The 17,468-nt window shown below is 72.8% G+C and carries 19 protein-coding genes; 5 read left to right on the forward strand and 14 right to left on the reverse strand.

The features are described 5' to 3' along the window. Nucleotides 1–61 precede the first annotated feature (61 nt). Genes ABZV94_RS03615 through tsaB form a run of 4 tightly spaced genes read right to left on the reverse strand, consistent with a single transcriptional unit; the run spans nucleotide 62 to nucleotide 2,580 of the window. The gene (locus tag ABZV94_RS03615; RefSeq protein WP_356336773.1) at nucleotides 62–319 is read right to left on the reverse strand and encodes a hypothetical protein; all 258 of its coding nucleotides are present in this window, start codon (nucleotides 317–319) and stop codon (nucleotides 62–64) included. Further along, nucleotides 316–1,401, reverse strand: coding sequence for a tRNA (adenosine(37)-N6)-threonylcarbamoyltransferase complex transferase subunit TsaD (tsaD, locus tag ABZV94_RS03620; RefSeq protein WP_356336775.1), 1,086 nt, complete (start codon nucleotides 1,399–1,401; stop codon nucleotides 316–318). Before tsaD ends, ABZV94_RS03615 begins: the two co-directional genes overlap by 4 nt. Then, nucleotides 1,394–1,894: a ribosomal protein S18-alanine N-acetyltransferase gene (rimI, locus tag ABZV94_RS03625; protein ID WP_356336912.1), complete on the reverse strand. Its 501-nt coding sequence runs from the start codon at nucleotides 1,892–1,894 to the stop codon at nucleotides 1,394–1,396. Before rimI ends, tsaD begins: the two co-directional genes overlap by 8 nt. Before the next feature lie 29 nt (nucleotides 1,895–1,923). Then, nucleotides 1,924–2,580 carry a tRNA (adenosine(37)-N6)-threonylcarbamoyltransferase complex dimerization subunit type 1 TsaB gene (tsaB, locus tag ABZV94_RS03630; protein WP_356336777.1) on the reverse strand — a complete coding sequence of 219 codons (657 nt, stop codon included), beginning with the start codon at nucleotides 2,578–2,580 and terminating at the stop codon, nucleotides 1,924–1,926. Nucleotides 2,581–2,704: 124 nt separating this feature from the next. Between tsaB and ABZV94_RS03635 the strand changes: the two genes are divergently transcribed. Then, nucleotides 2,705–3,259, forward strand: coding sequence for a hypothetical protein (locus ABZV94_RS03635; protein ID WP_356336778.1), 555 nt, complete (start codon nucleotides 2,705–2,707; stop codon nucleotides 3,257–3,259). On the opposite strand, the gene ABZV94_RS03640 is transcribed toward ABZV94_RS03635, so the two are convergent. The 6 genes from ABZV94_RS03640 to ABZV94_RS03665 all read right to left on the reverse strand — a co-directional run bounded on the left by ABZV94_RS03640 (nucleotide 3,256) and on the right by ABZV94_RS03665 (nucleotide 8,867). Further along, nucleotides 3,256–3,453 (reverse strand): hypothetical protein, encoded by a 198-nt coding sequence (locus ABZV94_RS03640; protein ID WP_356336921.1) that lies wholly within the window; start codon nucleotides 3,451–3,453, stop codon nucleotides 3,256–3,258. The genes ABZV94_RS03635 and ABZV94_RS03640 overlap by 4 nt on opposite strands. A 129-nt stretch (nucleotides 3,454–3,582) precedes the next feature. Further along, nucleotides 3,583–4,095 carry a tRNA (adenosine(37)-N6)-threonylcarbamoyltransferase complex ATPase subunit type 1 TsaE gene (gene tsaE / locus ABZV94_RS03645; protein WP_356336781.1) on the reverse strand — a complete coding sequence of 171 codons (513 nt, stop codon included), beginning with the start codon at nucleotides 4,093–4,095 and terminating at the stop codon, nucleotides 3,583–3,585. Continuing rightward, nucleotides 4,061–5,317, reverse strand: coding sequence for an alpha/beta hydrolase (locus ABZV94_RS03650; protein ID WP_356336783.1), 1,257 nt, complete (start codon nucleotides 5,315–5,317; stop codon nucleotides 4,061–4,063). The genes tsaE and ABZV94_RS03650 overlap by 35 nt, the downstream gene beginning before the upstream one ends. A 173-nt stretch (nucleotides 5,318–5,490) precedes the next feature. Continuing rightward, nucleotides 5,491–6,654: an alanine racemase gene (alr, locus tag ABZV94_RS03655; RefSeq protein ID WP_356336784.1), complete on the reverse strand. Its 1,164-nt coding sequence runs from the start codon at nucleotides 6,652–6,654 to the stop codon at nucleotides 5,491–5,493. Between the two features lie 348 nt (nucleotides 6,655–7,002). Then, a complete protein-coding gene (locus ABZV94_RS03660) occupies nucleotides 7,003–8,442 on the reverse strand; it encodes an NAD(P)H-hydrate dehydratase (protein WP_356336787.1) in 1,440 nt (479 codons plus the stop codon). Between the two features lie 53 nt (nucleotides 8,443–8,495). Further along, nucleotides 8,496–8,867: a holo-ACP synthase gene (locus ABZV94_RS03665; RefSeq protein ID WP_356336789.1), complete on the reverse strand. Its 372-nt coding sequence runs from the start codon at nucleotides 8,865–8,867 to the stop codon at nucleotides 8,496–8,498. Nucleotides 8,868–8,967: 100 nt separating this feature from the next. Between ABZV94_RS03665 and ABZV94_RS03670 the strand changes: the two genes are divergently transcribed. After that, nucleotides 8,968–9,750 (forward strand): SDR family oxidoreductase, encoded by a 783-nt coding sequence (locus ABZV94_RS03670; protein WP_356336791.1) that lies wholly within the window; start codon nucleotides 8,968–8,970, stop codon nucleotides 9,748–9,750. 29 nt (nucleotides 9,751–9,779) lie between these two features. On the opposite strand, the gene glmS is transcribed toward ABZV94_RS03670, so the two are convergent. After that, nucleotides 9,780–11,627: a glutamine--fructose-6-phosphate transaminase (isomerizing) gene (glmS, locus tag ABZV94_RS03675; protein WP_356336794.1), complete on the reverse strand. Its 1,848-nt coding sequence runs from the start codon at nucleotides 11,625–11,627 to the stop codon at nucleotides 9,780–9,782. Between the two features lie 154 nt (nucleotides 11,628–11,781). On the opposite strand from glmS, the gene coaA reads away from it, so the two are divergent. Next, nucleotides 11,782–12,771, forward strand: coding sequence for a type I pantothenate kinase (coaA, locus tag ABZV94_RS03680; protein WP_356336795.1), 990 nt, complete (start codon nucleotides 11,782–11,784; stop codon nucleotides 12,769–12,771). Between the two features lie 31 nt (nucleotides 12,772–12,802). Next, complete coding sequence (locus ABZV94_RS03685; protein WP_356336797.1) at nucleotides 12,803–13,732, forward strand: DUF389 domain-containing protein; 930 nt, start codon at nucleotides 12,803–12,805, stop codon at nucleotides 13,730–13,732. A 53-nt stretch (nucleotides 13,733–13,785) separates the two neighbouring features. On the opposite strand, the gene glmM is transcribed toward ABZV94_RS03685, so the two are convergent. The 3 genes from glmM to rplM all read right to left on the reverse strand — a co-directional run bounded on the left by glmM (nucleotide 13,786) and on the right by rplM (nucleotide 16,324). Continuing rightward, nucleotides 13,786–15,144 (reverse strand): phosphoglucosamine mutase, encoded by a 1,359-nt coding sequence (glmM, locus tag ABZV94_RS03690; RefSeq protein WP_356336800.1) that lies wholly within the window; start codon nucleotides 15,142–15,144, stop codon nucleotides 13,786–13,788. Between the two features lie 181 nt (nucleotides 15,145–15,325). Continuing rightward, complete coding sequence (rpsI, locus tag ABZV94_RS03695; RefSeq protein ID WP_003998795.1) at nucleotides 15,326–15,838, reverse strand: 30S ribosomal protein S9; 513 nt, start codon at nucleotides 15,836–15,838, stop codon at nucleotides 15,326–15,328. A 42-nt stretch (nucleotides 15,839–15,880) separates the two neighbouring features. Continuing rightward, nucleotides 15,881–16,324, reverse strand: coding sequence for a 50S ribosomal protein L13 (gene rplM / locus ABZV94_RS03700; protein WP_003998796.1), 444 nt, complete (start codon nucleotides 16,322–16,324; stop codon nucleotides 15,881–15,883). 268 nt (nucleotides 16,325–16,592) lie between these two features. Here rplM and ABZV94_RS03705 point away from each other — a divergent pair, with 268 nt between their 5' ends. Further along, complete coding sequence (locus ABZV94_RS03705; protein ID WP_356336802.1) at nucleotides 16,593–17,465, forward strand: hypothetical protein; 873 nt, start codon at nucleotides 16,593–16,595, stop codon at nucleotides 17,463–17,465. Nucleotides 17,466–17,468 lie beyond the last annotated feature (3 nt).

A 17,468-nucleotide genomic window follows, 5' to 3' on the forward strand; every position in this document is an offset into this window, starting at 1 on the left:
ACCGGTGTTCCGGCCGTTCGCTGTGTGATGATCATAGCGCAGTCGGGGCCGGTTCCCCAACTCAGCCCTCCGCCACCGACTCGAACCGCCACCGGTGCACGGCCCGGGTCACCAGGTCCGGGTCCGGCTCCGGCAGTTCGGGGAGCGGGGCGTCGTACGGCGCGTCCCACCACGTGACGACCAGCACCCGGTCCTGCGGCGCGCGGAAGGTCTCGCGCCGCAACGGCTCCGCCGCCAGGGGCTGTTCGCGCACCCAGGCCAGCAGGTCCGCGCCCCGGCCGTCGGCCGCCCGGGCCTCCCACATCAGGGCGACGGTCACGAGTAGAGGTTCTCCTTGCTGACCTCGTGCACGTGGTCGTGGCCGGGCACGTGCGGGTCGGTCACCGGCAGCGAGGAGTCGGCCGACAGGTCCCAGCTGGACGCGGCCCGGCCCCGGGCGACCATCTCGGCGCCGAGCGCGGCCACCATCGCGCCGTTGTCCGTGCACAGCTTGGGGCGCGGCACGCGCAGCCGGATGCCGGCGGCCTCGCAGCGCTCCTGGGCGAGGGCGCGCAGCCGGGAGTTGGCCGCCACACCGCCGCCGATCATCAGGTGGTCCACGCCCTCGTCCTTGCAGGCGCGGACGGCCTTGCGGGTCAGCACGTCGACCACGGCCTCCTGGAAGGAGGCGGCCACGTCGCGGACCGGGACCTCCTCGCCGGCCGCGCGCCGGGCCTCGATCCAGCGGGCCACGGCGGTCTTCAGGCCGGAGAAGGAGAAGTCGTACGCCGGGTCGCGCGGGCCGGTCAGGCCGCGCGGGAAGGCGATGGCCTCCGGGTCGCCCTCGCGCGCGTACCGGTCGATGACCGGGCCGCCGGGGAAGCCCAGGTCCAGCACGCGGGCGATCTTGTCGAAGGCCTCGCCGGCCGCGTCGTCGATGGTCGAGCCCATCGGACGGACGTCGGAGGTGATGTCCTCCGACAGCAGCAGCGAGGAGTGGCCGCCGGAGACCAGCAGGGCCATCGTCGGCTCGGGCAGCGGGCCGTGCTCCAGCTGGTCCACGCAGATGTGCGAGGCGAGGTGGTTGACGCCGTACAGGGGCTTGCCGAGCGCGTAGGCGTACGCCTTGGCCGCCGAGACGCCGACGAGCAGGGCGCCCGCGAGGCCGGGGCCCGCGGTGACCGCGATGCCGTCCAGGTCCTTGGCGCCGACCCCCGCCTCCTTCAACGCGCGGTCGATGGTGGGGACCATCGCCTCCAGGTGCGCCCGGGAGGCCACCTCCGGGACCACGCCGCCGAAGCGGGCGTGCTCGTCGACGCTGGAGGCGACGGCGTCCGCCAGCAGGGTGGTGCCGCGGACGATGCCGACGCCGGTCTCGTCGCAGGAGGTCTCGATGCCGAGGACGAGAGGTTCGTCAGTCATGGATATCGGTTCCTTGTACTGAGGCGGAGCCGGCGGCCGGGCCGCTGCCGGGTTCCGTGGTCAGGCGCATCACCAGGGCGTCCACGTTGCCCGGCTGGTAGTAGCCGCGCCGGAAGCCGATCGGGGTGAAGCCGAAGCGCTCGTAGAGCTTCTGGGCGGGAAGGTTGTCCACCCGGCATTCGAGCATCACCTCGTGGCACTCGAACGCGGTCGCCGCGCGCAGCAGCTCGGTCAGCAGGCGGGCGCCGAGGCCGGTGCCCTGGTGGTCGCGGGCGACCGCGATGGTCTGCACGTCGGCCAGGTCACCGGCGGCGGCCAGGCCCGCGTACCCGACGACCCGGCCGTCGGCGGACTCGGCGACGAGATAGCAGCGGGTGGCCTCGGGGCCCCGGGAGTGGGCCAGCTCGGACCAGAACATGCCCCGGGACCAGGCGTCCTCGGGGAACAGGTCCCGCTCCAGCTCCAGGACCACGTCGATGTCCCACCAGCGCATCTCGCGCAGTCGGGGAGGTGCCGGCTGTGTCACTTGGGGGTGACCACCTTGTAGTTCTTGGGGACCTGGGCGTCCGGCCGGCGCAGGTACAGCGGCCGGGGCGCCATGAGTTCCTCGCCCGCGGCCAGCTTCTCCGCGGCGAGCGAGGCGAGGGCGGCGGCGGACACGTGCTCGGGCTCGTGGGCGCGCGGGAACGTGTCCGGGTAGAGCAGCGCGCCGGCGCCGACCGCCGGGAGGCCCGCGACCTGCTCGGCGATGTCGGCCGGGCGGTCGACGGCCGGGCCGGTCAGCCGGGTCCGGGAGTCGGCGTACGTGGCCCAGTAGACCTCCTTGCGCCGGGCGTCGGTCGCCACGACGAAGGGGCCCTTCTCGATGTCGGCGGCGTAGGCGAGGCCGTCGAGCGTGCACAGACCGTGCACGGGGACGCCGAGCGCGAGGCCGAAGGTGTCGGCGGTCATCAGGCCGACGCGCAGGCCGGTGTAGGGGCCGGGCCCGGTGCCGACGACGATCCCGGTGACGGCCTCCAGCCTCAGTCCGGCCTCGGCGAGGACCCGGTCGACGGCCGGCAGCAGCAGCTCTCCGTGCCGGCGCGCGTCCACCTGGCTCGACGAGGCGATGACGTCCGTGCCGTCGTGCAGGGCGACGGTGACGGCGGGTGTTGCGGTATCCAGAGCGAGCAAGAGCACGCGAACAGCCTACGGCGCCCGCGCCGCCCGCAGGGTCGTCCGGGACGGACGGTCACCGACTGCTACGGTCAGTACGAAGTACGACATATGTACCGGAAGACGGCACGAGGCAGAGGTGGCGCAGGTGGCAGGGACCAGCTCGGGGATCGTGGCCGCCCTCACCGCGGCGGCGCTGGGAACGGTCGGCTTCCTCGCCTACCGGGCCCAGGTGACCGTCCCGGCGGCCCTGGGCGCGAGCCCGGCGGTGCACGCCACGCCCACGTCCAAGGCGCCCCGGGACCGGCACAACCCGACCGCCCTGCCGAGCGGCTCCGGAACGGGTGAACGGGTGGTGTACTCGGTGGACGACGACCGGATCTGGCTGGTCGCCCCCGGGAACCGGGTGCAGCGCACCTTCCCGGTGCGGCCGGGCAGCGTCGACCCGCCGGTCGGCACGTACTGGGTCACGTCCCGCTCCCACGCGGCCACCGGCACCGACGGCATCCCCATCGAGCACGTCGTGCGGTTCACCAGCGTGAACGGGGTGACCATCGGGTTCAGCGCGCCGGTGGACGGCGCTGCGGGGGCCGCGGCGGCCGACTCCGGCGTGAAGACGGGGGGCATCCGGGAGACGCGGGCGGACGGGGACGCGATGTGGAACTTCGCGACGATCGGCGTGAGGGTCGTGGTGATCCGCTAGGGCCTGTCCGTGTGCCGGGCCGTGGTGTCGGGCGTCCGGTGGTCCGTCGCGGCCGGGCATTCCCACGCGGCGGCATCCGCACGTCCGGCGGGCGCGCCCTCGGCGGGCTCCGGCCGCGGCGGCCGGGAGACGGCGTCCGCCGCGGCGCAGGCCGCCAGCAGATCGCGCATGGACACCGGTTGCACCGTGGGCATGGACGCCTCCTGAGCTGCGGGGGCGGACGTACTTAGGCACACCTAAGTACGGGCTGGGTACCATGTGACCACGCCCGGGATGTCCTGCGCAATATCTTGCCGACGGCTTGTCGGAACGTGTCGGCGGTCTCAGCCGGACAGCGGCTCCAGGTCCGTGTCGGACCAGCGTTCGCCCAGGCCGGTCACCGTCACGTGCCGCACCTCGTCCGTGGTGTCGCCGACCGCGCGGTGGATGACCACCTGGAGGCGGTCCTCGGTCAGTTCCTCGACCTTGCCCTCGCCCCATTCCACGACGATCACCGAGTCGGGCAGCGAGACGTCGAGGTCCAGGTCCTCCATCTCGTCCAGGCCGCCGGAGAGCCGGTAGGCGTCGACGTGCACCAGGGGCGGGCCGTCACCGAGGGACGGGTGCACCCGGGCGATCACGAAGGTCGGCGAGGTGACCGCGCCGCGCACGCCCAGGCCCTCACCGAGCCCGCGGGTCAGCGTGGTCTTGCCCGCGCCCAGCTCCCCGGTGAGCATCACGAGGTCGCCCGCGCGCAGCAGCTTGGCCAGTCGGCGGCCCAGCTCCCGCATCTGCTCCGGGGAGGTGACGGTCAGCTGGGTCTCAGCGGGGTTGTGCGGTGCTGCTGGTGCTTCCATAGCCACTTACGGTAGCCCCTGCGGGCACCGCACCCGCGCGGGTGAGCAGGTCGGCGAGGCGGTCGGTGACCACCTCCGGGTGCTCCAGCATCACCAGGTGCCCGGCGTCCGGCACGAGCACCAGCTCGGCGTCGGGCAGCAGGTCGGCGATGGCCTCGCTGTGCTCGCTGGGCGTGACCAGGTCCTGGACGCCGGCCAGCACGAGCACCGGCATGTCGCGGAAGCAGACGAGCGCCTCGGTCTTGTCGTGGTCGGTGAAGGCCGGGTAGAACTCGGCGACCACGTCGATCGGCGTCGACTCGATCATCCGCTCGGCGAAGCGCTCCACCGCCGGGTCGACGTCCCGGCCCGCGAACGAGTAGCGCTTGATGATCCCGGCGAACAGGTCGGCGGTGGCCCGGCGCCCCTTCTCCACCCACTCGGCCTGCTGCCCCAGCGCCTTCAGCACCCCGGGGAGGATCCGGCGGACCGCGTTGACGCCGGCCACCGGCAGTCCGAAGTTGACCTCGCCGAGCCGCCCGGACGACGTCCCGACGAAGGCGGTCGCGACCACGCGGTCCCGGATCAGCTCGGGGTACTCCGCGGCGAGGGCCATCATGGTCATGCCGCCCATGGAGTGACCGACCAGCACCAGGGGCCCGGCCGGTGCGGCGGCGTCGAGCACGGCCTTCAGATCGCGGCCGAGCTGGTCGATGGTGACGGGCGCCCGGTCCCGGGTCTGGGCCACGCCCCGCCCGGACCGCCCGTGGCTGCGCTGGTCCCAGTGCACGGTCCGCACGACGCCGCGCAGGGCCGCCCGCTGGAAGTGCCAGGATTCCTGGCTGAGGCAGTAGCCGTGGCAGAAGACGACGGTGACCGGGGCGGGCGCCTTGCGGCCGAACAGCCGGCGCCGGCGCGGCGAGACGTTGGGTCCCGCATCGGGCTCGACCTCGTCCACCTCGTAGTACAGCTCGGTGCCGTCGTCGGCGTACGCCTTGCCCGGGGTGCCGCGCAGGGTGCCGTACGGGCCCGCCGAGTCCAGCGCCAGCCGGGCCCTGCGGCGCATCGCGCGCCCCACCGTCATCCGCTCGATGGCGACCCCGGCCGCCGCTCCCGCGGCGAGCACGCCTATCGCGGCACCGGCGATGCCGGTCGCCCTGCGCCAGCTCCCGGCCGCCCCCGCGGCGGAGGCGGCCGCGGAGGCGATGACGTCCGCCACGACCTCCGCGCTGCTCTCGCTCACGTACCGCTCCTCTTCGCCGTACTTCGCCGTACTGCAGTTCGCCTGGACGGGTGCCGCCGCGGAACGGGTTACCCGAGTTCTTGCGTGTTCACATGAATGCGCTCACATGGGCGCGTTCACGCGGATCCGGTCACACGGGCCCGTTCACACGGACCCGGTCGCGTGGGCCCGTTTCACACGGACCCGTTCACGTAGACGCGGGGAACGCGCGTTCCGATGCGTGTGACGATCTCGTACGCGATCGTGCCGCAGGCCTGGGCCCAGTCCTCGGCCGTGGGTTCACCGCGGTCACCGGGCCCGAACAGCACGGCCTCGCTGCCCACCGGCGGCTCGTCACCGCCCAGGTCCACCACGAACTGGTCCATGGCGACCCGCCCGGCGATCGTCCGCCACTTGCCGCCGACCAGCACCGGTCCGGTGCCCGAGGCGTGCCGCGGAACGCCGTCCGCGTAACCGACCGGCACCAGGCCGAGCGTGGTCTCGCCGGGGGTGACGTAGTGGTGGCCGTAGCTGACGCCGTGTCCGGCCGGAGCCCGCTTGACCAGGGCCAGCGAGGCGCTGAGCGTCATCACCGGGCGCAGTCCGAAGTCCGCCGGGGTGCCCAGCTCCGGGCTGGGCGAGACGCCGTACAGGGCGATGCCCGTGCGGACCAGGTCGAAGTGGGACTCGGACACGGTGAGGGTGGCCGGCGAGTTGGCGATGTGCCGCACCTCGGGCCGTACGCCCTGTCCCTCGGCGTACGCCAGCATCTCGTGGAAGCGGGTGAGCTGTGCGGCGATGGACGGGTGCCCCGGCTCGTCGGCGCACGCGAAGTGCGACCACAGGCCGGTGACGCGGACCAGTCCCTCGGCCTGCGCGCGCAGGGCGGCGCCGACCAGCTCGGACCAGTCCTCCCCCGGCTGGCAGCCGTTGCGGCCGAGTCCGGTGTCCGCCTTGAGCTGCACGCGCGCGGGGCGCCCCGCCGCACGGGCCGCCTCGACGACCTCCCGCAGGGCCCACATGCCGCTCAACGAGACGTCGATGTCGGCCTCGATCGCCTGCCGCCAGGGCCCGCCCGGCACCCACAGCCAGCACAGGATGCGGCCGGGCAGCCCGGCCGCGCGCAGGGCGAGGGCCTCCTCGGCCGTGGCCGTGCCGAGCCAGCTCGCGCCGGCCGCGAGGGCTTCGCGGGCACACGGCACCGCGCCGTGGCCGTATCCGTCGGACTTGACGACGGCCATCACGGCGGCGCCCTCGGCCCGGGCGCGCAGGGCCCGCACATTGGCGCGCAGGGCGCCCAGATCGATCTCGGCGCGGGCACGCAGGGCGGCGGTCGGCACAGGTGCTGTCTCACTCATCGCGCCCCAGTCTCTCAGAGCCGCCCTGCGCGGGGCGTGGGCCGGGTCGCCCCCCGTCGTCCGACCTGCGCCGTCCCCGAGCGCGGGTGCGGGGCGGCTGTCGGCGGAGCGCGGGTACGCCGGGGCGACGGGCGGTCAGTGGACTGCGGGTGCGTGGGGGCGGCTGTCGGCGGAGCGCGGGTGCGTGGGGGCGCCTGTCAGCGGACCGCGGGTGCGTGGGGCTGGTCGCGCAGTTCCCCGCGCCCCTGGGGAGTCGGACCGCCGTCGGCCGCACCACCGCCCCGGCCGACGCCGCTCGATGCCCCAGGGCGTCGCACCGCCCTCGCGCCCGGAGGGCGGCGGTTTCGTTCAGTCCCTTACGTCCCTCCACGCCTGCGGAATGCGTGACGCCACGTCATGCGCGCCCGTCGGCGCGCCGTCCGCGGCGAAGCGGCCCGCCAGCCCGTGCAGATACGCCGCCACGCTCCCCGCGTCCGCCGCGTCCAGCCCCGCCGCCAGCAGGGACCCCGCCAGCCCGGACAGCACGTCCCCGCTCCCGGCGGTGGCCAGCCACGGCGTCCCCGTGGCGTTCACCCGCACCGGACCGCCCGCGAAGTCGGCGACCAGTGTCGTCGACCCCTTCAGCAGCACGGTCGCCCGGTACACCGCCGCCAGCTCCCGCACCGCGGCCAGCCGGGCCGCCTCGACCTCCTCGCGCCGCACCCCCAGCAACGCGGCGGCCTCCCCCGCGTGCGGGGTCATCAGCGTCGGCGCCGTACGCCGCCGTACCGCGTCCCGGTCGGCCAGTCGCAGCCCGTCCGCGTCCAGCAGCACCGGCACGTCCGCCTCCAGCACCTCGGCGACGGTGCCCGCGTCGTCCCCGGCGCCCGGCCCGACCACCCAGGCCTGCACCCGCCCGGCCTTCGCCGGCCCGGCGTCGGAGACGAGGGTCTCCGGGAAGCGGGCGATGACCGCGTCCCCGGCCGGCCCGACGTACCGCACGGCCCCGGCCCCGCCCCGCAGCGCGCCCGACACCGCCAGCACGGCCGCCCCGGGATAGCGGGCCGACCCGGCGGCGATCCCGACCACCCCGCGCCGGTACTTGTCGCTCTCCCCCGTCGGCTGCGGCAACAGCCGCGCCACGTCGGCGTGTTGCGGGGCCTCCAGTACGGCGTCGGCGGGCGGCGGTTCGAGACCGATGTCGACGAGCCGCACCACCCCCGCGTACTCCCGGGCGGGATCCACCAGCAGCCCCGGCTTGTACGCGCCGAAGGTGACGGTCAGGTCGGCCCGGAGCGCGGCCCCCCGCACCTCCCCGGTGTCCGCGTCGACACCGCTGGGCAGGTCCACGGCCACGACGGCGGCCCGGGACCGCGCCACCACCCCGGCGAGCCGCTCGGCGTCCGGCCGCAGCCCGCCCCTGCCCCCGATCCCGACGATGCCGTCCACCACCAGGTCGGCCCGCAGGACCGGTTCGTCCGAGGAGGCGGGGTCCGCGGTGACCACCGTGCCGCCCGCCCGCCGCAAGGCGGCCAGCCCTCCGCCGTGGGCCCGTCCGGGCGCCAGCAGGACGGCCGTCACGCCGGCGCCGCGCCGGGCCAGCCGGGCCCCCGCGTACAGGGCGTCCCCGCCGTTGTCGCCGCTGCCGACGAGCAGCACCACCCGGCTGCCGTACACCCGCCCGAGCAGTTCGGCGCAGGCGGCGGCCAGCCCGGCGGCGGCCCGCTGCATCAGCGCGCCCTCCGGCAGCCGTGCCATCAGCGCCCGCTCGGCGGCCCTTACCGTCTCCACGCTGTACGCAGTACGCATGGCACCGAGTCTGCCCCGTAACCCCCACCGCCCACACCCGGGACGGGCACCGGTCAGCCCTCGGCGACCACCACGGCCGAGGCCACGCCCGCGTCATGACTGAGCGACACGTGCCAGGCCCGCACGCCCAGCTCGGCGGCCCGCGCGGCCACGGTCCCCTTCACCCGCAGCCGCGGCTGCCCGGTGTCCTCCACGTACACCTCGGCGTCGGTCCACTGCAGCCCCGGCGGCGCGCCCAGGGCCTTCGCCAGCGCCTCCTTGGCGGCGAACCGGGCCGCGAGCGAGGCGATGCCGCGCCTCTCCCCGCTGGGCAGCAGCAGCTCCCGCTCCACGAACAGCCGGTCGGCCAGGCCCGGCGTCCGCTCCAGGGACGCCCGGAACCGGTCGATCTCGGCGACGTCGATGCCCACCCCGATGATGCTCATGCCGAGCACCCTACGACCCCGGTGACAAGCGACACGGCGACACCACGTCGGACCCCCGGGCGCCGCACGGCGGCGGGAGCACGCGTTCTACGCTTCCGGCATGACGCCGTCGCATGCCTATCTCTCCGACCTCTTCTCCCTGGACGGCCGTGTCGCCGTGGTGACCGGTGGCAGTTCCGGTATCGGGCGGGCCATCGCCGGGGCGCTGGCCCGGGCCGGGGCGAGCGTGGTGATCGTGGCGCGGAGAAAGACGGAACTGGCCGCCACCGTGGACGAGTTGGCGTCGGACGGCTGCCGGGCGGCGTGGGTCAGCGGTGACCTGGGCACCCGCGACGGCGTGCGGGCGGCGGCCGAGGAGGCGGCGGCCGTCTTCGGCGAGCCCGACATCCTGGTGAACTCCGCAGGGATCAACCTGCGCCCGCCGATGGACGAGTTGGGCGAGGACGTCTGGGACACCACCATGACGGTGAACCTGGAGGCGCCGTTCCTGCTCGGGCAGCGGTTCGGCCCCGGCATGGCCGAGCGGGGCTTCGGGCGGATCATCCACATCACCTCCCAGCAGGCCCACCGCGCCTTCGTGCAGAGCGGCGCGTACGGCGTCTCCAAGGGGGGTCTGGAATCCCTCGCCCGTTCCCAGGCCGAGGCCTGGTCACCGTACGGCGTCACCTGCAACACCCTGGTGCCGGGCTTCGTGCTGACCCCGCTCAACCGGCGGCTGCAGGAGGATCCGGGGAAGGTGGCGGCCCTCGCCGCACGCACGATGGTCGGGCGCAACGGCCTCGCCGAGGACTTCGCGGGCGCGGCCGTGTTCCTGGCCGGCCGCGCCTCCGCCTACGTCACGGGCCAGTCGATCCACGTGGACGGCGGCTTCTCCGTCCACTGACGAAGGTCGCCTGACGAGGCCCCGCCGGCTCACTCCACCGTGACCGACTTGGCCAGGTTGCGCGGCTGGTCCACCTCGTTGCCCCGGGCCGTGGCCAGCTCGCAGGCGAAGACCTGGAGCGGGACCGTGGCCACCAGCGGCTGCAGCAGGGTGGGCGTGGCCGGGATGCGGATCAGGTGGTCGGCGTACGGGACGACCGCCTCGTCGCCCTCCTCCGCGATCACGATCGTCCGCGCGCCGCGCGCCCTGATCTCCTGGATGTTGGAGACGATCTTGTCGTGCAGGACCGACCGGCCGCGCGGGGACGGGACGACGACGACCACCGGCACGTCCTCCTCGATCAGCGCGATCGGGCCGTGCTTCAGCTCACCGGCGGCGAAGCCCTCGGCGTGCATGTAGGCCAGTTCCTTCAGCTTGAGCGCGCCTTCGAGGGCCACCGGGTAGCCCACGTGCCGGCCAAGGAACAGCACCGTGCCCTTGTCGGCCAGCGTGCGCGCCAGCGCCCGCACCGGCTCCATGGTCTCCAGGACCCGCTCGACCTCCTCGGAGATGCGGGACAGGTCCTTGATCACCGCCTGGATCTCGTCGCCCCACTTGGTGCCCCGCACCTGGCCCAGGTACAGCGCGACCAGGTAGCAGGCGACCAGCTGGGTCAGGAACGCCTTCGTGGAGGCGACGGCGACCTCGGGGCCCGCGTGCGTGTACAGCACGGCGTCCGACTCGCGCGGGATCGTCGAGCCGTTGGTGTTGCAGATCGCCAGCACCTTCGAGCCCTGCTCGCGGGCGTGCCGCAGCGCCATCAGGGTGTCCATGGTCTCGCCGGACTGCGAGATGGCGATGACCAGCGACTGCCCGTCCAGGATCGGGTCCCGGTAGCGGAACTCGCTGGCCAGCTCGACCTCGCACGGGATGCGCGTCCAGTGCTCGATGGCGTACTTGGCGATCAGGCCCGCGTGGAAGGCCGTACCGCACGCGACGATGACGACCTTGTCGATCTCGCGCAGCTCGGAGGGGCTGATCCGCACCTCGTCCAGGGTCAGCGAGCCGGACGGGTCGATGCGGCCGAGCAGGGTGTCGGCGACCGCCTTGGGCTGTTCGGCGATCTCCTTGAGCATGAAGTAGTCGTAGCCGCCCTTCTCGGCCGCCGAGGCGTCCCAGTCCACGTGGTAGGAGCGGACCTCGGCCGGGCGGCCGTCGAAGCCGGTCACCGTGACGCCGTCGCGCCGCAGCTCCACGACCTGGTCCTGGCCGAGTTCGATCGCCGAGCGCGTGTGGGCGATGAACGCGGCGACGTCGGAGGCCAGGAACGCCTCGCCCTCGCCGACACCCACCACCAGGGGCGAGTTCCGGCGGGCGCCGACCACCACGTCCGGGTCGTCGGCGTGCACCGCGACCAGCGTGAACGCGCCCTCCAGCCGCCGGCACACCAGCCGCATCGCCTCGGCGAGGTCGGCGGTCGCCGAGAACTCCTCGGCCAGCAGGTGGGCGACGACCTCGGTGTCCGTCTCGGAGGTCAGCTCGTGGCCGCGCTCGGCCAGTTCGGCGCGCAGCACCGCGAAGTTCTCGATGATGCCGTTGTGGACCACAGCGACCCGGCCCGCGTTGTCCAGGTGCGGGTGCGCGTTGGCGTCCGTGGGGCCGCCGTGGGTGGCCCAGCGCGTGTGGCCGATGCCGGTCGAGCCGGCCGGCAGCGGCCGTTCGACCAGTTCCTTCTCCAGGTTGACCAGCTTCCCGGCCTTCTTCGCGGCGGCCAGCCCGCCGTCCGCCAGCACGGCGACACCCGCCGAGTCGTACCCCCGGTACTCCAGCCGCTTCAGCCCGGCCATCACGACATCGAGCGCCGACTGCGACCCTACGTATCCCACGATTCCGCACATGGGCGGCAGCCTACGGGCCGACAACGATCAGAAACGGCCTCCGCCTGCCCGAAATCGGAAATTCCCACCGTCGTACGAAGGCCCGCGGCGGTCGGGACGGCGTGCGTGACGGACCCCACCCGCCGTGCCGTTCAAACTCCGTTAACAATGGACTGTGATCTCACCGGTCTCCTCGATGCCCCGGAGCGCCCACCGGCACAGGCCGGAGGCGACTCCCTACGTCGATCTCACCCGTGCCGAGTGGAGCGCGCTGCGCGACAAGACGCCGCTGCCGCTCACCGCCGAGGAGGTGGAGAAGCTCCGCGGCCTCGGTGACGTCATCGACCTGGACGAGGTGCGGGACATCTACCTCCCGCTCTCCCGGCTCCTCAATCTCTACGTCGGCGCCACGGACGGCCTCCGGGGCGCGCTGAACACCTTCCTCGGGGAGAAGGGCTCCCAGTCCGGCACCCCGTTCGTCATAGGGGTCGCCGGCTCGGTCGCCGTGGGCAAGTCCACGGTCGCCCGCCTGCTCCAGGCCCTGCTCTCCCGCTGGCCCGAGCACCCGCGCGTGGAACTGGTCACGACGGACGGCTTCCTGCTGCCCACACGGGAGTTGGAGGCCCGCGGACTGATGTCGCGCAAGGGCTTCCCCGAGTCCTACGACCGCCGGGCCCTCACCCGTTTCGTCGCCGACATCAAGGCCGGCAAGGACGAGGTGTCCGCGCCGGTCTACTCGCACCTCATCTACGACATCGTGCCCGGCGAGAAGCTCACCGTCCGCCGCCCGGACATCCTGATCGTGGAGGGCCTGAACGTCCTCCAGCCCGCCCTGCCCGGCAAGGACGGCCGCACCCGGGTCGGTCTCGCCGACTACTTCGACTTCAGCGTGTACGTCGACGCGAGCGCCGACGACATCGAGAGCTGGTACCTCAGCCGCTTCAAGAAGCTGCGCCAGACCGCGTTCCAGAACCCGAACTCGTACTTCCGCAAGTACACCCAGGTCTCCGAGGAGGAGGCCCTGGACTACGCCCGCACGCTCTGGCGGACCATCAACAAGCCCAACCTCGTCGAGAACATCGCCCCGACGCGCGGACGGGCCACCCTCATCCTCCGCAAGGGCCAGGACCACAAGGTCCAGCGCCTCAGGCTCCGCAAGCTGTAGCGGTACGTGCGGTACGTGTTGGATGGGGGCCATGCTGCATCTGCGTCTGATCACCCCGGCGGAGCGGACCGACGAGGTGGTGCGCCTGATCGAGGCGACGGTCGGCGCCACCCACCTGGTGGTCCTGCCCGGCGCCGCCCGCGACCCCGCCGGAGACCTCGTCCTGTGCGACGTGGCCCGCGAGGCGGGCGACGAACTGATCGCCGGGCTGCGGCGCCTCGGCCTGGACGACACCGGCTCGATCGCCATGGAGACCATCGACCTCTCCCTGTCCCGGCGGGCCGACCAGGCCGAGGAGGAGGCGCCGGGAGAGGGCGCGGACGCGGTGCTGTGGGAGGGCCTGACCGAGGCCACCCACGAGGAGTCGACGCTGTCGGTCACCTACGTGGCCTTCATCACCCTGGCGACGATGATCGCGGCCTGCGGTGTGGTGCTGGACAACGCGATCCTGATCGTGGGCGCGATGGCGGTGGGACCGGAGTTCGGCCCGCTGGCCGGCATCTGCACGGCCCTCGTGCGGCGCCGTCCGCGCCTGGCGTGGCGCTCGCTGACCGCCCTGCTGGTGGGCTTCGCCGTGGCGATGGCCCTGACCGCCGGGTTCAGTCTGCTGATGGACGCTGTCGGCCTGTTCAGCAAGGCCCGGCTGGAGGCCGATCGGCCCAACACCGGCTTCATCTACGCGCCGGACTGGTTCTCGTTGGTCGTCGCCGTGCTCGCGGGGATCGCCGGCACGCTGTCGCTGACGTCCGCCAAGTCCGGCGCCCTGGTGGGCGTCGCCATCTCCGTGACGACCGTACCCGCGGCCGCCAACGCGGCCGTGGCCCTGATCTATGACGACACCCACCAGTCCGCACGCTCCGCGGAACAGCTCCTGCTGAACCTGCTGGGCATCGTCCTGGCCGGAACGCTCACCCTGCTCGCCCAGAAGTCCTTCTGGAAGCGGCACCGGCGACATCCCTAGGGGCGTCCCTGGGGCGCAGCCCGCAACGCACAGGTCCGCGCCCCGGCCCGGCACTAACCCAGCGCGGACTTCACCGCGTCGGCCAGCCGGCCGGCGACGGAGCGCGCCTGCTCGATGTCGGCGGCCTCCACCATCACCCGCACCAGCGGCTCGGTACCGGAAGGACGCAGCAACACCCGCCCGGTCGCCCCGAGTTCGCGCTCGGCCTCGGACACGGCGGCGGCGAGGTCGGCCGACGTGCGCACCCGCGACTTGTCCACGTCGGGCACGTTGATCAGCACCTGCGGCAGCCGCTCCATGACGGAGGCCAGCTCACGCAGCGTACGGCCGGTCTCCGCGACCCGCGCCGCCAGCAGCAGCCCGGTCAGCGTGCCGTCGCCGGTGGTCGCGTGGTCGAGGACGATGACGTGCCCGGACTGCTCGCCGCCGAGGGCGTATCCGTGCTCCTTCATCTCCTCCAGCACGTACCGGTCGCCCACGGCCGTCTGCACGAGCCGGATGCCCGCGCGCTCCATGGCCAGCTTGAAGCCGAGGTTGGACATCACGGTCGCGACGACGGTGTCGGAGCGCAGTGCGGAACGCTCCCGCATCGCCAGCGCGAGCACGGCGAGGATCTGGTCGCCGTCGACCTCCTCGCCGGTGTGGTCCACGGCCAGGCAGCGGTCGGCGTCGCCGTCGTGCGCGACGCCGAAGTCGGCGCCGTGCTCGACGACCGCGGCCTTGAGCTTGTCCAGGTGGGTCGAGCCGCAGCCGTCGTTGATGTTGAGGCCGTCCGGCTCGGCGCCGATCGTGACGACCTGGGCGCCGGCCCGGGCGAACGCCTCCGGCGAGACCCCCGAGGCCGCGCCGTGCGCTTCGTCCAGGACGATCTTCAGCCCGTCGAGCCGGTTGGGCAGCACCGCGAGCAGGTGGGCGACGTACTGCTCGAAGCCCTCCTCGTACGACCGGATGCGCCCGACCCCGGCGCCCGTCGGCCGCTCCCACGGCTCGCCGTGCCGGTGGGCGTCGTAGACCGCCTCGATCCGGTCCTCCAGCTCGTCGGCGAGTTTGTGGCCGCCGCGTGCGAAGAACTTGATGCCGTTGTCCGGCATGGCGTTGTGGCTGGCGGAGAGCATCACACCGAGGTCGGCGCCGAGCGCTCCGGTCAGGTGGGCCACCGCCGGCGTCGGCAGCACGCCGACCCGCAGGACGTCCACGCCCGCGCTGGCCAGGCCCGCGACCACCGCCGCCTCCAGGAACTCCCCGGACGCGCGCGGGTCCCGCCCGACCACCGCCGTCGGCTTGTGGCCCTCGAAGGTGCCCGCCTCGGCCAGCACGTGCGCCGCGGCGACGGAGAGGCCGAGTGCCATCTCGGCCGTCAGATCCGCGTTGGCGACACCGCGCACGCCGTCCGTGCCGAAGAGTCGTCCCACTTGTCCTCCTGAGGAAGCGTCCTTGCTGCCGGGAATGATGGCAGACGCCATGACATCCGATCACACAAGCCTTTGAGCGTCTTGTGTCGTTATACGCCCTTGGCGGGGATAAACGAACGCCCCGACGGCACAAGTGGCGTGCCGCCGGGGCGTTCGGAGTACGAGCAGAGGCAGCTGCTGATTAGCGCTTGCTGTACTGCGGGGCCTTGCGGGCCTTCTTCAGACCGGCCTTCTTCCGCTCGACCGCGCGGTCGTCGCGGCGCAGGAAGCCGGCCTTCTTCAGCGGGCCACGGTTGTTGTCGACGTCGGCCTCGTTCAGCGCACGGGCGACACCGAGACGGAGCGCACCGGCCTGACCGGAGACACCGCCACCCGCGATGCGGGCGATGACGTCGTAACGGCCCTCGAGCTCCAGGACCTTGAACGGCTCGTTGACTTCCTGCTGGTGCACCTTGTTCGGGAAGTAGTCCTCGAGGGTGCGACCGTTGATCTTCCACTTGCCGGTGCCCGGGACGATCCGGACGCGGGCGATGGCGTTCTTGCGGCGGCCCAGGCCGGCGGCCGGCTGCGGCTCGCCGAAGCGGGAGGCCAGGGACTCCGAGGTGTACTCGCCCTCGACGGGGACCTCGGACTCGGTGGTGTAGCTGTCGATGTCAAGCTCTTCGAGCGGCTGCTCGGCAGTGGTCTCGGCCACGATTCTCCTCAGATTCTCTTCAGTCTTAGGGGGTGGCCGGACTTACTGCGCGACCTGGGTGATCTCGTACGGCTGCGGCTGCTGCGCGCCGTGCGGGTGCTGGTCACCCTTGTAGACCTTCAGCTTCGAGAGCATCTGACGGCCCAGGGAGTTCTTGGGGAGCATGCCCTTGACGGCCTTCTCGATGGCCTTCTCGGGGTTCTTGTCGAGCAGCTCGTCGTAACGGACGGAGCGCAGACCACCCGGGTAGCCGGAGTGGCGGTACGCCATCTTCTGGGTCCGCTTGTTGCCGGACAGGTGCACCTTGTCGGCGTTGATGATGATGACGAAGTCACCAGCGTCGACGTGCGGCGCGTAGATCGGCTTGTGCTTGCCCCGCAGAAGGGTCGCAGCGGTGGTGGCGAGACGGCCCAGGACAACGTCCTGAGCGTCGATGACGTGCCACTGGCGCGTCACATCGCCGGGCTTGGGGCTGTACGTACGCACGGTTCGTAGCCTTCGCTTCGAGTGAATGGTCCTAAACAAGGTCACCGAAACGATCACGACAGCCTTGACCCACGGCGGCGACGCAAACCGCGTGCGTGGGGTCGCTGGTCATCGGCCCGGTGGACCGGTGTAAGGGCCCGTCCCGTGAGAATGAGCAAGCCAATACACAACGAAGAAGTAGGTTACCGGGCAGCCCCCGGACGGGTCAAAACGAGGCAGGCCGCCGGAGGGACCCCGCACCACCGGCCCCCCGTCTAAGATGCGCCCCATGAGTTACGGGCAGGGGGGACCCCAGTCTCAATGGGATCCCTGGAAACCGAATTCCCAGCAGCCGTGGAACAGCGGATCCGACGACGGGACGCCGGACTGGGCCGCGCTCGCCGAGGCATCGGAGACGCGGAACAAGCGCCGCAAGCTGCTGTTCATAGCAGGCGGCGCGCTCGCCACCGTCGCGATAGGCACCGCGGTCGCCATGGCCGTCGTCTCCGCGAACGGCGGCGACCCGCAGGCCGGCCCCAGCAACCTGCCCGCCAGCGGATCGCTGCCCGGCACGGGCACCGCGACGCCGTCCTTCGCGCCCACCAGCGCGCCGCCGCCGCTGGACCCGGAGGACTTCATATCCAGCGCCAAGAAGGACACCGCCCCGCTCAGCCCGGACACCCTGTTCCCGGGCACGCAGCTGACCATGGGCGGCACGGTGTACAAGAAGGGCCCGGCGGCCGACACCAGGAGCTGTGCCACCGCCGCCGGCGGCACCCTCCCCAAGATCCTCACCGGCAACGGCTGCACCCGCCTGATGCGGGTGACCTACACCAACGGCGGCATCGCGGTCACCGTCGGCGTCGCCGTCTTCGACGACGCGGCCCAGGCCGCCAAGGCCAAGGGCCGGACCGACGACCGGAGCATCGTGCGCTCGCTGTTCGGCAAGGGCGTCAAGCCCTTCTGCGACGGCGCGTTCTGCCGCTCGACCAGGAACGCCTACGGCCGCTACGCCTACTTCACGATCTCCGGTTTCACCAGCGGCAAGGACGTCACCACCAAGGACACCAAGGTCTTCGCCGCCGGCAACGACCTCGCCCAGTTCACCGCGAACCAGATCCACCGCCGCGGCCAGGCGCAGGCCTCGGCCGCCGCCCGCTAGCCG

This window comes from Streptomyces sp. NPDC004658 (genome assembly GCF_040609555.1).
Classification (GTDB): Bacteria; Actinomycetota; Actinomycetes; order Streptomycetales; family Streptomycetaceae; genus Streptomyces.

Excerpts from the sequence above, each read along its gene's own strand:
- tsaD (WP_356336775.1), bottom strand. The coding sequence starts at position 1,401 with ATGACTGACGAACCTCTCGTCCTCGGCATCGAGACCTCCTGCGACGAG.
- rimI (WP_356336912.1), bottom strand. The coding sequence starts at position 1,894 with ATGCGCTGGTGGGACATCGACGTGGTCCTGGAGCTGGAGCGGGACCTG.
- ABZV94_RS03640 (WP_356336921.1), bottom strand. The coding sequence starts at position 3,453 with ATGCCCACGGTGCAACCGGTGTCCATGCGCGATCTGCTGGCGGCCTGC.
- tsaE (WP_356336781.1), bottom strand. The coding sequence starts at position 4,095 with ATGGAAGCACCAGCAGCACCGCACAACCCCGCTGAGACCCAGCTGACC.
- alr (WP_356336784.1), bottom strand. The coding sequence starts at position 6,654 with ATGAGTGAGACAGCACCTGTGCCGACCGCCGCCCTGCGTGCCCGCGCC.
- ABZV94_RS03660 (WP_356336787.1), bottom strand. The coding sequence starts at position 8,442 with ATGCGTACTGCGTACAGCGTGGAGACGGTAAGGGCCGCCGAGCGGGCG.
- ABZV94_RS03665 (WP_356336789.1), bottom strand. The coding sequence starts at position 8,867 with ATGAGCATCATCGGGGTGGGCATCGACGTCGCCGAGATCGACCGGTTC.
- ABZV94_RS03670 (WP_356336791.1), top strand. The coding sequence starts at position 8,968 with ATGACGCCGTCGCATGCCTATCTCTCCGACCTCTTCTCCCTGGACGGC.
- glmS (WP_356336794.1), bottom strand. The coding sequence starts at position 11,627 with ATGTGCGGAATCGTGGGATACGTAGGGTCGCAGTCGGCGCTCGATGTC.
- ABZV94_RS03685 (WP_356336797.1), top strand. The coding sequence starts at position 12,803 with ATGCTGCATCTGCGTCTGATCACCCCGGCGGAGCGGACCGACGAGGTG.
- ABZV94_RS03705 (WP_356336802.1), top strand. The coding sequence starts at position 16,593 with ATGAGTTACGGGCAGGGGGGACCCCAGTCTCAATGGGATCCCTGGAAA.